This is a genomic window from Psychroflexus torquis ATCC 700755, from assembly GCF_000153485.2.
Lineage (GTDB): Bacteria > Bacteroidota > Bacteroidia > Flavobacteriales > Flavobacteriaceae > Psychroflexus > Psychroflexus torquis.
Genome location: NC_018721.1, coordinates 2,280,470 through 2,293,669 on the forward strand (window position 1 = coordinate 2,280,470; position 13,200 = coordinate 2,293,669).

The 13,200-nt window shown below is 30.0% G+C and carries 14 protein-coding genes; 2 read left to right on the top strand and 12 right to left on the bottom strand.

Features of this window, described 5'->3' with window-relative positions:
* From P700755_RS09715 to P700755_RS21450, 9 genes are all read right to left on the bottom strand, one after another.
* Positions 1–3,258: a hypothetical protein gene (locus tag P700755_RS09715; protein WP_015024494.1), complete on the bottom strand. Its 3,258-nt coding sequence runs from the start codon at positions 3,256–3,258 to the stop codon at positions 1–3.
* Positions 3,259–3,270: 12 nt separating this feature from the next.
* A complete protein-coding gene (locus P700755_RS09720; RefSeq protein ID WP_015024495.1) occupies positions 3,271–3,984 on the bottom strand; it encodes a DUF3865 domain-containing protein in 714 nt (237 codons plus the stop codon).
* On the bottom strand, positions 3,941–5,350 hold the full coding sequence (locus P700755_RS18750; protein WP_015024496.1) for an ABC transporter ATP-binding protein: 1,410 nt from the start codon (positions 5,348–5,350) through the stop codon (positions 3,941–3,943). Before P700755_RS18750 ends, P700755_RS09720 begins: the two co-directional genes overlap by 44 nt.
* The gene (locus tag P700755_RS09730) at positions 5,351–6,052 is read right to left on the bottom strand and encodes a tRNA (adenine(22)-N(1))-methyltransferase TrmK (protein ID WP_015024497.1); all 702 of its coding nucleotides are present in this window, start codon (positions 6,050–6,052) and stop codon (positions 5,351–5,353) included.
* Between the two features lies 1 nt (position 6,053).
* Positions 6,054–6,809: an ABC transporter permease gene (locus P700755_RS09735; protein ID WP_015024498.1), complete on the bottom strand. Its 756-nt coding sequence runs from the start codon at positions 6,807–6,809 to the stop codon at positions 6,054–6,056.
* An 8-nt stretch (positions 6,810–6,817) separates the two neighbouring features.
* Positions 6,818–7,792: an ABC transporter substrate-binding protein gene (locus P700755_RS09740; protein WP_015024499.1), complete on the bottom strand. Its 975-nt coding sequence runs from the start codon at positions 7,790–7,792 to the stop codon at positions 6,818–6,820.
* A gap of 128 nt (positions 7,793–7,920) precedes the next feature.
* A complete protein-coding gene (locus tag P700755_RS18755) occupies positions 7,921–8,403 on the bottom strand; it encodes a DUF6190 family protein (protein ID WP_015024500.1) in 483 nt (160 codons plus the stop codon).
* 394 nt (positions 8,404–8,797) lie between these two features.
* Positions 8,798–9,169: a hypothetical protein gene (locus P700755_RS09750; protein WP_015024502.1), complete on the bottom strand. Its 372-nt coding sequence runs from the start codon at positions 9,167–9,169 to the stop codon at positions 8,798–8,800.
* Positions 9,170–9,266: 97 nt separating this feature from the next.
* Positions 9,267–9,503 carry a hypothetical protein gene (locus tag P700755_RS21450; RefSeq protein ID WP_015024503.1) on the bottom strand — a complete coding sequence of 79 codons (237 nt, stop codon included), beginning with the start codon at positions 9,501–9,503 and terminating at the stop codon, positions 9,267–9,269.
* A 350-nt stretch (positions 9,504–9,853) separates the two neighbouring features.
* On the opposite strand from P700755_RS21450, the gene P700755_RS09760 reads away from it, so the two are divergent.
* Positions 9,854–10,348 (top strand): helix-turn-helix domain-containing protein, encoded by a 495-nt coding sequence (locus P700755_RS09760; RefSeq protein WP_015023771.1) that lies wholly within the window; start codon positions 9,854–9,856, stop codon positions 10,346–10,348.
* A 13-nt stretch (positions 10,349–10,361) separates the two neighbouring features.
* A complete protein-coding gene (locus P700755_RS09765; protein WP_083858478.1) occupies positions 10,362–10,922 on the top strand; it encodes an IS630 family transposase in 561 nt (186 codons plus the stop codon).
* Between the two features lie 54 nt (positions 10,923–10,976).
* On the opposite strand, the gene P700755_RS09770 is transcribed toward P700755_RS09765, so the two are convergent.
* The 3 genes from P700755_RS09770 to P700755_RS09780 form a co-directional block, all read right to left on the bottom strand.
* Entirely contained in the window at positions 10,977–11,549 is a 573-nt protein-coding gene (locus P700755_RS09770) for a hypothetical protein (protein WP_015024504.1), read from the bottom strand.
* 410 nt (positions 11,550–11,959) lie between these two features.
* On the bottom strand, positions 11,960–12,418 hold the full coding sequence (locus P700755_RS09775) for a hypothetical protein (protein ID WP_015024505.1): 459 nt from the start codon (positions 12,416–12,418) through the stop codon (positions 11,960–11,962).
* 204 nt (positions 12,419–12,622) lie between these two features.
* Positions 12,623–13,042 (bottom strand): DUF1810 domain-containing protein, encoded by a 420-nt coding sequence (locus P700755_RS09780; RefSeq protein ID WP_041758299.1) that lies wholly within the window; start codon positions 13,040–13,042, stop codon positions 12,623–12,625.
* Positions 13,043–13,200 lie beyond the last annotated feature (158 nt).

Consider the following 13,200-nt stretch of genomic DNA (forward strand, 5'->3'; position numbering starts at 1 on the left):
TTATATTTTAGGTCGTGCTAAGTTACACAATTCGTTTAAGTTATATTTAAAGCGGTTATTAATCAGGTATTCTGATACAATACTAATGGTTAAAAAAGAAAAACCAGGAACCAAGTTTTCTTTTCTAGGTGCTCTGCCAGAAGTTAGAATAATATTTACATTTTTGAAATCTCCATTTAATAATCTATGCACCAACTTTTTCTTTTTTTTAGGACACTCTTTGTTTTTACCTTTGGCTGCCAACATCTTTTCGATAACACCAATGTGTATTATAAGCGTGTCTATGTTTTTGTATGTACGATTTTCTATTTCTGTTATTTTTTTTTCTTTGCTAACTTCTGTTTTAAGTTTTCCTCTTCTTAAACCTTTAATCCATTTAATAATATTTTTTTCTGTTTTTGAAAAATCAGAACTTGATAAATCTATCTGATCTCCTACTTTTAAGGGTATAAAACATCCAACGTTTTGCCAAATTTCTCTGTAACTAATGTCTGGTCTACCAACATTTTTTAATAGAGCATATCTGGTTTCAGCTTTTTCTTGAATGCGTTCGTCTAAAACAACTATATTATTTAGAAATGAGTCAAACATTTTAGCAACTGCAACAGGATTTGTAAAATTGTCTGGATACTCAATAAGATTTTTATTGTAAAATGGTTTTTCTTTATGTGTCAATATTTGATTAAAACATTTAGCACTTAACGTTTTATAATTTGTTCCATGGTCATTAAAATTGAACATCAAATTAACATAGTTATTTTCGGTGGGTTTATTTATTACTTCTTGATAATAACTTGGAGAATCTTCATAGATTAAGAGTAATTTTTTATCCTCCATTTTTGCTTCCACAATCTTCCTCAAAACCTCAGCTTTCAATAAATTGTAATTACCTTTTATTAAATTTTTAAACAGTCCTCCTTCTGTTTTATCAATCTCTAAAATATCAACTTTAAGTTTTCGTTTAGGTAAATAAATTTTAATATAATCGTTCACCCCTTTTAAATACTTTCCTGGGTGTTTAATTTCATCTAAATCACCAATTACAAGAAGTTGTTCATGTGGATAAATAATGTTAGAATCAAAATAGTCCACTTTATCATTCTTGGATTCTAACGCTTCCCTGTTACCTATCTTTTTTAAGTTTTCACTTTTTACTGCTAATATTGTAACTCCTTCTCTTTTTGCTTCTTGAAGTAGAGAATCATTTAATTCTTTGTACAACTTATTTGTTGTATCAATAATTAATAACTCTTTGGGCTTGGGAAGGTAAAAACGATAGCCCAATACATTTTCACGATATTTTAATTCTGCTTTAATCTTTTTCTTTTTCGTATCGCTTGCATTTTTCAATTTATTTAATCCTTTTTCATTAAAAGGATTTACAGCTCGCAGGATTCTTAAACTACCATCTTTGTTGCTTATTTTTTCTTTTAGCTCGTCTCTAGCTTCTCTCGAAAAAGCAAGCATATAATCCTCCGATTGAATTTCTTCGATAGGCAATTTTCTTAAATAAGCTGCACAGGCTTCCATTTCTATCATCCCTAGTGCTTCTGTTCTTAATTCATTGTCGTCATTAAGTATAGGCAGATTTATTTTTATATTCTGGTCTATTATTAGTTTTGTAAGCTTTGGGATTTCTCCGCAAACACAGATTTTGTCTGTTTTATTTTCGCATCCCTCAATAGATGAATAGGAAATAAAATCTCCGTAATATTTTTTCTTTTCTACATCATTTTTTTTATTTTCACAAATGATTTTTTCAGGAGTTAAATCGGCTATAACATCATCAAATACCGTAATTTGATAATAACTATTATCCAAAGTACTTTCTGTCACTCTTATTGTAAAAATAACTTTTTCAGGCAATTCCCCTTTTTCTTGCTCCTTACCGTTTTTCGTTTTAGTAGTTTTGGCCGCTATTTTAGAACCATGCTTAGCTGTGTTTCGGATAATATTTTCAAGAATTATATAGAATGCTTGTTGGCCAAGCACATCATTTGCTATTGCTATATTTATTTCTTCAAGTTTTGGATTTCCGAGTTGTATATCCAGTTTAAAAGTGAACTTGAAATTATCAATTCCACTAATCCTATCCAACAAAATGCGGTTATCGGTGAACCCTTGAAGTACTTCTTCGTTAAACTTTTTATTGGTTTGTATCACAGGAACTGTACTAGCAATTTCTGCTAACAATTCCTGACGTTCTTTCATGTAATTATTAAAAATAGCAATGCGCTTGTTAGAAAGTTCATGTCGAGCTAAAAGATTTCTTACATTTTTATTTTTATGAATGTTTAACCTACTTATTTTTTCCCATTTTTCAAAAAATGTTAGATTTTCCATTTTTTTAATCAAAGTAGCCTTTTCAACTTCAAACGCAGACTGCCAATTGTTAACGTCTCCTACTTTAATATTATCGTAATTTATAAATTGAGCATCTTTAAATTCTTGCAATACATTTGCCAAATCACTTTCTTGTGAAAACCTACTCAAAACGTGGGATCCTATATTATGAGATTGGTTTCTGGCCATGCATGAAGAAAGAGATGTCTTCAATGATTTTTGTCTTATATCGTTAAAAAATTGTTTATTACGTTTTGTGCTAATAGCCAAAACAAATAATTTCTTTAAGAAATGTTGAATAAATGTATAATCTGTAACTTTAGTAACTTGAATAGCATCCTTATCATATAGATTATAGAAGATAAATACCCTGTAACTTATTGATCCAATATCATTTTTATTTTTACCTTCAGATTCAGCGGAATTATAATGGTTAATGAAAGCACCAATACAATCATCTATTTTTTGATTTTTAAAGTGTTTTTCAAACTCTTCATAGTTATTGCTTGAATCTTTGAAAGCATTTGTCTGGGAATAGTTACTGAGTAGGGCTCCAACAAAAAGGTCATTCCTAAATGTTTTTATTCGCTCTTCTGAATTGCCTTTATTTTCAAAAAGAACTTCTTTAATTTCACAATTCTCTTTATTTAATACCATTCTAGCGCACATTCTAGTATTATCATCATATAGATACATTGCGGTTGGATAAATTCTTAAACTACTTTGCGGTTTTTTAGATGTATCTACTATTTGTGAGCAAATAATATCAGATAAGGCCACACGTAAAATAGAGGCTAGTGGGTTTTTTAAATCAATTGATTCTACGTGTTGATTTTGAGTTGTCTCTAAAGCAAACTCTTCGTAGAGCCTTGCTTCATTTTCATGAAGTAATTTAAGTTCGGTGGCACTATCCATGGTAATTTTAGTTTACATTAGTTCTTTATTTAAATCTGTCCACCAGCAATCCATTGTATTCATTACCGTATTAAAACCTTCTTCAAAAAGTATCCATTGTTCCTCTGTTTTAATATAGCTTGATAACATATTCATAAGTCGGTCTCTATGCTCAACTTCTATATCATTAATATGCCATTCAAAGAAATCCAAAAAAGTTTGAGAAACAGAAATGTTTTTATCTTTTGCTGCAGACAACACAAGTTCTCTAAGTAGAAACAATTCAGGTACGGCAGAAGATTCTAATGCGTAAACACCACCAGCTACAACCTCTGGTGTTTCGTGAGTCAACACTTTTTTAACACTTTCAATAAACACTTGCGTAGATTGACTTGGTTTTACACTATTTATATTTTCTTGAAAACTATCTTGTACAACTCGTCTTAAAACGGTGTAATGAGGCTGATTGTGTTTGGTTATTTTACCTATACCACCGCCCATTTCTTCATTTACATTTTGAAGAATCTCCTCCACAATTATATCCCAATTATGATAACTTAAGGAATACGCCGCACCTACTAACATTGAAATAATGTTTTTAGGAAATAATGAATACTGCTTTATAACCTCAAGCTTTTGGTTAAAAGAGATAGCGCTTATTTGAGAAAAAATTGGATTATTATTTCTACTAACAGAAATAAAATCATTCTTTAATTTTTTGTCTAATTTTTCCGAAATCAATTTCATTGTTTTCTATTTTTTGAATTAATTCTAAGGCTGTTTCTTTTGTTAAAGTGTCTTCGTCATTTACAAATTTACTTAAGAATTTTAGTGTTTCATCCGTGTTTGAATGTGCTAATGACGATATTAATAATAGCCAACCTTTATTATTAATATCTACAACACCATAATTCCCCTCGAATCTTGAATTTAAGATTTTTAATACTACTTCAGTATTTAGGGTTCCATCTAGCGTCAAATATCTTTTTTCGAAGGAAACAAATTCTTCAATATTATTGTATACTAAACTTTTAATGTCATTTTTAAGTATAGAATCAAGCTGTAAATTCGTTAATGAATGAATTAAATAATAGTTTAGGACTTCATTATTATTTTGCTTAAAGAGCAAATCAGTTAATTTGCTCTTTATTTCTTCTGACTCAATACTAGCGTGCAGTAATGAACCAACTATTATTTCTTCTTTTTCATCTGAATTTAAAAGCTTTAACGAGATATTTGTTTGAGTTTCTTTATCTAAAATCTCATATTGTTTTCGACATTCGTTCATTAAAAAAGTATTCCAAAAGTCTAATATTTTTAATTCAACATATTTATTATTAATGTTCTTGAAAATTTCCGAAATTTTCTTTTGATCGCTTAAACTATTAATTATATTTTCAATTTTTGAACGCAGACCTATAAACTCTGGGATATATCTTACTTTATTGTCTAATGCTGTGTTAATCTCTTCATCAATAACAATTTCATCAACTATAATACTTGGTGTTTTAGATAACACTACTACTTTATCTGATATAAAAATAGCCTCTTCTATATCGTGTGTTACAAAAATTATGGTCTTACCAAAATCATTTTTAATACGTTTGATAAGAAGTTGTAATTGCAATCTTGTTTGGTAATCTAATGCGCCAAAAGGCTCATCAAAAACAAGTATATCTGTATCTTGAAGAATAGCCCTACCTATCGCCACTCTTTGTTGCATTCCGCCAGATAATTGATTTGGATAATAATCTTCAAATCCATTTAAACCAATAGCCTCTATAATTTCACCAACGTTTAATGTATTGTTTGTGTTCCTTTTTTTTGCGACTAATATATTCTCTTTAACACTTAACCAAGGAAACGATGAGTAACCTTGATTTACTACTGCAATTCTATGTTCATTAAAATAAGTAGATTGGTCTTGATTATTTATTAAGATTTCACCTTTAAAGTTTTTATTTAGTCCAGCTATGCATCTTAACATTGTTGTTTTACCAGAGCCGCTTGGACCTAAAATAGAAGTTATTTCACTTTTTTTTATGACAAGGTTAATATCACTTAAAACTTTAAGCGTATCGAATTGAACATTTATATTTTTTAATTCAACCATTTATTGATAAAATTCTATTATCTGCAAAATTTCTTTATGACCATCCATCTCTACTTCTTTGTTAACAATGGCTTTATAACTTAATCCCAAGCTCAAAACTACGTTATCAAAAACCACTTTATTTCCAATAGTAGGGCTAAAACCTAATAATAATTTACCATTCTTGTTTAAAAATTTAAAACCTTCATTCAGATATTGCTGCAATAGTTTATATTCAGAATTAAATACAGCACTTTCTAATTCATCTAATTTGCCACTAATATGTGAGTCGTTTTTAGTGCTTTCTTCTATATAACAAAAAGGGATATTCCAAAAAATCACGTCAAATTTTTCATTTAAAATAGGCTCAAAAATACTTCCGAGTCTAATATCAACTTTATCTTCAAGGCTTAACTTTTCCATATTGACTAGAGCATTATTGTATGCAGATTTACTTACATCTGTTGCAACCACCTTATTGGCTTTATTCAAAGCCATTTTTATAGCAAAATAGCCAGTTCCTGTACCAATTTCTAAAACATCAAGTCCTTTAATATCTATCATATTTTCTGCAAAGAAATAAGAGTCCTCGAAATAAATGGGCGAAAAAACATTAGGATCCACTTGAATCTCTAAACCATTTAAATCAACAAAAAATTCTGAGGTATTAAGCTTCCTGCTTTTATCAAGTGTGTTTTTAATATTTAACAATTTTTGATTCATTCTAATTTATTACTTTATATTTAAAGAAAATTGGATATAGTTTCTTAAAGGCTAAATCTGTTAAATAGCCAACAAGTCCGATTGTTAAAATCCCAATATATACATCTGCGGTATTAGAAAAACGTTGGGCTTCTTTTATCATATGCCCAATTCCCTCTTGTGCTGCTACTAATTCTGCAATCACTAAATACGTCCAACAAATACCAATAGATATTCTACTATTATCATATATTTCTGGAAGTACAACCTTAAGCTTCATTTTGTACAAATCCCATTTGCTATAATTTAGAGAATAAGCTAAATCGAAATATTCTTTAGGGATGTTTTTTAAATTATCAATGACTAATAAAATAAATGGGAAAAATGTACCAATAAAAAGTAGTACTATTTTTGAAGTTTCATCTATTCCAAAGAATAAAATAGTCAAGGGTATTAAAGCCGGTACTGGCAAATACCTTATGTAATCAATATAGGGTTCGAAAATACTATTCAAAATTTTGGACTCAGACATTAAAAGTCCAAGTGGTATAGCGACTACAAATGCTAGTAAAAAAGAAAACCAAACTCTTCTAGTGGAAACATAAATATCAGTAGAAAATTCTTTTTCTCTAAATAAATAAATTAGTGAATCGTATAACTCATTAAAACTTGGAAGGAATAAATCACTAACAATATCTAATTCTGTCAATAAAAACCAAATAGTTAAAATAGCTAATAACGAAATGATGAAAAATCTTCTATGAAATATTCTTTTCAAACTCTTTTTTACTTGAACTTATTAATTATTTTGTCTGTAATTTTATCCTCAGGCCTAAAACGTCTTTTTGCAGAACCATTTTTTTCTAAGATATCACCTTCCATCTGGAAGATATCATAAACATTATTTTCAGTGTTTTTATCAAACATTTTTATGTTATCTGCCTTGTCATACCAACTTATTGAAGATTTAAAATCTTTCATTTCTGCAGCAGCAACCCCAAAGTTTTTGCCCATTATTTCGTATGCTTCATCTGGATTTTGATCAATGAAATCTAGTGCTGCAAACCATCCTTTCGCTATACGCTTTAGGACATCAGGATTTGTTTTCAACAACTCTTCTGACGAAAACAGTAAATCAGCAAGAAGTCCAGGTTCAGATTCACTAGAAATTAAAATTTTACTTCCTTTGTTAGCTTGCTTAGTTAAACTTAAAATTGGCTCATAAAGTCCTACGGCATCTACACTTCCAGAAGTAAAGGCTGCCCCAGCATCTTGCGTCGCAATATCCTTATGGTCAACATCATTTAATGTCATACCTTCTTTATAAAGCACATATTGTAAAAGAAAATAAGGTGGCAAACCAGGTTCTGCTGCTAATCTTTTCCCTTTTAAATCAGCAATTGTAGAAATTGATTCATTGACTAGAATACCATCAGCTCCGTGGGATTCATCAATTAACATAAAACCTATTCCTGGAACATCAGCTCCTTGGGTTGATTGAAAAATATCATAGGTTGATGCGTAAATATCAACTTGCCCACTCTGCATAGCTGATCTCATTTGACCTATATCCTCAATCCTTATTAATTTAACATCCAGGTTTTCAAATAAGCCTTTTTCTTGAGCTACGTATAAAGGACCATAACCAGGGAAAGTTACCATTGCTATAGTTATTTCCTTATTTCCTTTTTCTTTAGCCTCATTTTTACAACTAGTTGTAAAAACTAATAACACCAATAACATTGCACTTAAATATCTCATCGTTTTTTTTAATTGTGTCACAAATAACTATAATAGTTAGTTTTCCCTAGTTTTCCTTTAATTATTTTACTTGTTTTTACTTTTCTATCGTGACAAAAAAATAACAGGAAAGAGGATTCTACAACTTTTTAAAAATCAAATACACTTAATTTTAAAATTAGTGATTCTTCGTAATATTTTTCTAAATCCTTCGGAAACATTAATTCAACTTCTTCATCTGGTATAGTTTTTATGTTATCTATTGAAGAAGATATTAGTTTTTGATTTAATGTATAAAAGACACCTCTATGTGTTATTGATAAGGCAAGATTTAATCCAGGTTTATAATTTTGAAGATTTTTATCTATCGACATTAAGTTGACTTCTTTCAAACCGTACGGTATCCTTTTAATTTTCATTATTGTATGGAGTCTATCCATAAAAGGATAATATGAATCTTGGTGTAATCTAGAAAATCCCCAAATAATATGATCACATTCCCCAATGGTTTCAAAACTCATAATAATTTCTTTTTTCATTCTTTTTACAAAAAAGTTTTTACATTTTATTCTGATATTTTCTTCTTCGCTATGCATTCCCAAAAAAACACTAGCATCAATAAATTCATTCATATTTTATTTTTTAACTTGTATTCAAGAGGTTTAATCAAAATCCCCATCTGTTTTTCCTTGATATTTAAAAACCTCTTGTAGCTAATTCTACTTTTTTTAATAGGTTTACTAAAATTAAGCATACTCATACTATTAATCACTAAGTCATAGTAATTAAAGCTATTCTAAAGACTTTACAAACCCTAAAATAAGGTCATATATCCTGTTTTGCATTTCGTTATGAGTGATTTGCATTTCGTTGTATAAATGTACCTCTAGTTCAATTGCGTCTATTACAGTACAGCTCTTGTTAATGGCACTTTGTCTTTACAAGACTTATAATTTTTAGCAAAATAAATGATGTTTTCTGTTTTTGTTAAATCCATTGGTTTACTTATTTTTAGCTTACGGAAATTTAGTTAGTACTTCGCTTTTTCTCAAAATAACTGTCTCTCGTAACTTTAAGCTTTGCCACTAATCGATTATATAATTTACCTGAGCTAAACCTTAGTGCTAGCATTCTTTTAGTAGCAGCATCATAAAAAGCGAAGGTGTTTTCATACTGCATTAAATCAATTTTGTTGCAGCAGTTAATAGCTTCCTCTTCATTTTTTTGATCTATAGTTTCCATAAGTCTATCAAATATCAATTGCTGATTGTCCCGATTCTTTAGGTCAGACTCCTTGATTACTCTAAATAATACCACAGTTGCGTCATCGTCTAGCCGCTGATGCACATCTTTGGTAAGCTGTCTAAAAAAATTATCGTAGTACAAGGTTTTATGCATTTTTGTAAAAGAAACTCTCTTTTCAGGAACTTAACTGTAAAAGTCATTTGAGGCTAGTAAAAAAGACATGGTCTCCTTTACTTCTAAACTTTTAACCTTAAAATGTAAAGGTCTTGCTCCAATTACATTTGTAACCTTTAGCTATTACAATGATACCACCTTGTATAATAGGAGGGCCATCTTGTTTTCTACGTATCACTGCTTTTATTTGGTCTTGGGTTAGTAAGGTAGTTTCAGGGTTTGTAATACTATACAGTCTAGAATCTCCTATACTGGTATAATACATTTTTGAATTTTCCTTATCTAGCACTACTGCTACAAAAGTGGATTTCATCTCACGGTAATATCCAGTTTCAGACAGTATGTGTTCATTTACTTGTGTTATAGTTTCGGTTATTTGTTTTGGAATTTTGCCATTACACGCATTACCTAGTTTATGCTCAGCAAAGGTTTCAATAAAACATTTTACAAAAAATGCAACAGCAGTACGAGAAGCTTTATAATCGCCAACACCAACACCAACACCAACACCATCAGCTAGAATAAATAGCGTTATGTTTTCTTCTTTTAAGTCGAAGACCTCTCACTAGTCCCCGTTTCTAGTTTTACTAACCAATTTATTTGAAGAGGTAGTCTAATACCAAATATGTTTTGTATTGCCGTATATTTTTCGTATATTTATGAATGGGAAGAAAAGCAATTTTAGAGATCAAGGAATCAGATTCGGAGCTAAACAAACTCTTGTTAAAACAGAAAACCTTAAAAGCAGAAAAACGTTTAAAGAGTTTGCTAGCCATTAAGTCTGGCAAATTTGAAACCCGACAAGAATTAGCTGATTTTTTAGGGATTCATATCAGAACCCTAGAAAGGTGGATTGTGAACTACAATGCTGGTGGGGTTGAGATGATGTTAACTGATAAGCCTAAAAATAAAACGTCTAAAATTATTACACCACAAATACATAAGGGTTTATCCCAAAGAGTACATGACCCAAATAATCCTTTTTTGGGATACTGGGATGCTCAAAATTGGGTAGAACAAGAGTATGGCGTAGTTGTTAAGTACCAACGGATCCGTGAGTATTTGATTCAACATTTTAAAACAAAACCCAAGACTCCTAGGAAATCTCACTACAAAAAAGATGTAGAGGCTGAAAAAGCTTTTTTAAAAACTCCCTAATACGCTAGATAACATTAGAATTAGTCTTAATAAAGATAGTTACGACTCTGTTAATTTATACTTTCAAGATGAAGCTCGATTTGGAATGATGAATCATCTTGGAAAATACATAACTGCTAGCGGTGTAAAGCCAATAGTGACCTATCAACAGATTTATAAAACGACCTATCTATATGGTAGTTACTCTCCAATAAACGGAGACTCTTTTGTTTGGGAAATAAATGGTGTAAGTACTAACATATTTCAAGCCTATCTGCGGGAATTTTCAACACATAATCCAAAGGAATATAAAATTGTAGTGATTGATAATGCAGGGTTTCATTCTACAAAAAATATAGAGGTGCCACAAAATATAGTCTTGTTAAGAATACCCCCATACAATCCTGAACTAAACCCATGCGAACAAGTATGGCAATACATTAAAAATCGATTTAAGAATCAAAGATTCGAATCGATGAAAAGTTTAAAAGAATGGCTAAGCGAAATGGTCTGCGAAATGAAACCTGAAACCATTAAATCTATAACAGGAAACCATCATTTTCTAAAGGCTTTTAATACGGCATTTAATAACTAAATTGGTATAAGTTACTTGCATAGTTTTTATTTAATAGATTATATTTTTTATAATTTAATTATACGTGTCTTCTAACTCTTTTTTAAATGAAGCAATCTTTTTTGGGTCTTCTTTAAGCAAGAGGAGGATTTCTTCATCATTCAATTTTGGGTAAGATTTTCGGTAATAAGGCAGCATTGCTTTGCATAACAAAACATTTAAAAAGGATTGATCTGCGTTTTCAATTTTTGTAGGTGAATCAAAAACTTTATTGTACTCAAAGCCTAGATTAATTTCTTGCAACACAACCCTGCTACCTAGGAATATACCCAACAGAAGTTGTACGTGAACATGCTTTTTCAAATCAAATGATATTTTAAGCGTTACATCTTCTGTAATAATAAACAGAGCAACGATGTCTTTTAGTTTAAACAAACGAGTGGTAGCTTTTATACTGGTTTTGTTACTGATAAAAAATTGCCTAACCTTTTTATTGTCACGTTTATCTTCACTTAAAAGCTTGATTAAAGGGACTGCAATTCCGTCAGATTTAGCCCTGTAATCTATAGCATCATTTTCAATAATGCATCCTGTAGAGAAAGTAAGTTGTTTTATTGATTTTAGATGTTTCAAGAAATTTTTTATCATATTCTTTGTGGTTTTAGATTTAAAATCGGGCCAGCTTCGGGAAGTATTATTTCAACTTCCCATATTGACCATGGCCAGTGCCAACTATTCTATTTAACCAATATTTTTAAGGTTCAAATTAGTTATAAATTCGTTAATAATTATCATTGTTCTGTTATAGAACTCATTGTGTGATATTTCTTGTCTTTTTAGGATGGTATTATCGTTATTAATTTTTGAATAGATAGTTTCTGGTAATGAAACTAGGGCCTTGTAATGGTCATAGTTTTTTGCAAATTCGACTATATCTTCAGGTTTTGTTAAGTCTAGTTTTCCTCCGTTATATTTAGGTCTAGTATTCTCTAATTTTGCAATAAACTCTTTTTTAAAAATAGTGTTTTTTTTGAGTTCCTTAATTATATCAAAATCACTTAAATCTGAAAACGAGTTTTTATGTTGAAATAAAACACCTCATAAATCAGAAAGTCAAAAAAGTTCTCTTTTGCATTTTCAATAAATGTTGGAAGTTCTAAATAAACAGTAGAGTTTGTATTCTTAAAATTGAAAAACGCACCTCTATGAATAAAAATCCTTAAAAAACTGATTAAATCTTGTTCTGTAAAAGAGAAGTTAATATTAAATTTTAAAGGCGTACTAAAAATCAAAATATTTATACTGCGTTTATATTTAAACAACCTCAATTCTTCTATTGGGTAAGCTATTTTAGATTCAAAAAACGGTTTTATGTCTTTTGCATCCTCATAAGATTCAAGCTGAAGTCTTGGCAATTTATTTGGTGTTAATTGACATAGCTGATTTTCTTGATTTTGAACTATATGACAAGACATATTCAATCTAAACTCTTGATAATAAAATAAAGGTTTCTGCATTAGTTTACTTATTTTTTAGAAGTGATTTTATTTTTAAAACTGGGCTGGCTTCGGGAAGTCTTATTTCAACTTCCCATATTGACCGTGGTCAATGCCAACTATTCTATTTAACTAATCTCCCATTGTATCAAGTTTTAAGGTTAGACTTCTTTTAAGCTGGCGCTAAAGTCTAACACTTTTAGGATTCCCGAGTTTTCCCACTGTTTAAAGATTTAGTTTCATGCGTGTCAACTCATCATCGTAACCCATATAATAGGTATTAATCACCTCTTGGAATACTGATTCTTGTGGTGCAGCAAGTTTAAATAAAGTCATACACGATTTCAGTTTAAGATAATCTGGTGTTCCAAATATTTCGAACGCGGTTTTTCCTTTAACTTCTAATAAAGCTTGAGTTATTTCATATAATCGCGATCCTAATATGGGATGCTTCAAGAAATCTCGAGCTTCTTCTAAAGAGCTAATTCCATAGTAATAAGAAGTTGTCGTTTTTCCGATGCCTTTAAGTTGTGGAAAAATGTACCACATCCAATGCGACTGCTTTTTGCCATTCTTCACTTCGGCTAAAGCCATACCAAACATTCTATTGCTTGGTTCTAAAAAACGATCAACACTATTTTTCACTCCATAAAAACATAAAAAAATAATCTGAAATTATAGGATGTTCGTGAATCCTGCTAAAGTTAAGATTATTTTTTAAATTTTATTAACATTAAAACAATTACATAAGATCGTTACATAAATCCAAGTGGATTCCTTTTAATTTTTCACTTCATTTTCCA

Coding starts and splice junctions, on each gene's coding strand:
- P700755_RS09715 (WP_015024494.1), bottom strand. CDS start 3,258: ATGGATAGTGCCACCGAACTTAAATTACTTCATGAAAATGAAGCAAGG.
- P700755_RS09720 (WP_015024495.1), bottom strand. CDS start 3,984: ATGAAATTGATTTCGGAAAAATTAGACAAAAAATTAAAGAATGATTTT.
- P700755_RS18750 (WP_015024496.1), bottom strand. CDS start 5,350: ATGGTTGAATTAAAAAATATAAATGTTCAATTCGATACGCTTAAAGTT.
- P700755_RS09730 (WP_015024497.1), bottom strand. CDS start 6,052: ATGAATCAAAAATTGTTAAATATTAAAAACACACTTGATAAAAGCAGG.
- P700755_RS09740 (WP_015024499.1), bottom strand. CDS start 7,792: ATGAGATATTTAAGTGCAATGTTATTGGTGTTATTAGTTTTTACAACT.
- P700755_RS18755 (WP_015024500.1), bottom strand. CDS start 8,403: ATGAATGAATTTATTGATGCTAGTGTTTTTTTGGGAATGCATAGCGAA.
- P700755_RS09750 (WP_015024502.1), bottom strand. CDS start 9,169: ATGCATAAAACCTTGTACTACGATAATTTTTTTAGACAGCTTACCAAA.
- P700755_RS21450 (WP_015024503.1), bottom strand. CDS start 9,503: ATGAAATCCACTTTTGTAGCAGTAGTGCTAGATAAGGAAAATTCAAAA.
- P700755_RS09760 (WP_015023771.1), top strand. CDS start 9,854: ATGGGAAGAAAAGCAATTTTAGAGATCAAGGAATCAGATTCGGAGCTA.
- P700755_RS09770 (WP_015024504.1), bottom strand. CDS start 11,549: ATGATAAAAAATTTCTTGAAACATCTAAAATCAATAAAACAACTTACT.
- P700755_RS09775 (WP_015024505.1), bottom strand. CDS start 12,418: ATGCAGAAACCTTTATTTTATTATCAAGAGTTTAGATTGAATATGTCT.